Origin of the sequence: Streptomyces sp. P17, from assembly GCF_032436805.1 — a bacterium.
Lineage (GTDB): Bacteria > Actinomycetota > Actinomycetes > Streptomycetales > Streptomycetaceae > Streptomyces.
In genome coordinates, this window is record NZ_JAVRBF010000437.1 from 1 (window position 1) to 366 (window position 366).

Annotated in this window: 1 protein-coding gene; it reads right to left on the minus strand. The window is 70.2% G+C overall.

Features of this window, described 5'->3' with window-relative positions:
- A partial coding sequence (locus RMT89_RS41630) for a Hint domain-containing protein (RefSeq protein WP_315888955.1) occupies positions 1-366 on the minus strand: 366 nt, incomplete at both ends.

The window sequence follows — 366 nt, forward strand, 5'->3', positions numbered from 1 at the left end:
CCTTCCGACTGCACGATCTGATGGCGGTCGAACAGGAAATGGACATAGGTCACGCTGTCCAGATCGCTGGCAAGCTCAACCCCGTCCAGCGCCAGAAGCTGTTTCGCGGCCACCAGCACTTCCGAGGCGCCGAACATGCGCCGCGCGATGCCCGAGCGCAGCAGGACGCGGTGCTGCGGCGAAACCACCAGATCGCGCGCCGGAACGCCCGCGCCAAGCGCGCCGGCGCGGATGCGCACCGGGCGCAGATGCGGGTTCGCCGCCAGCGCGGCCGCGTCGGTGGCGGTGCCGTCGCCAAGCGTTGCGGCAAGGTCGATCCCGGCGAATCGGTCAAACGCCTCGGCCACCGAAAGCCGTTCCGGCGCG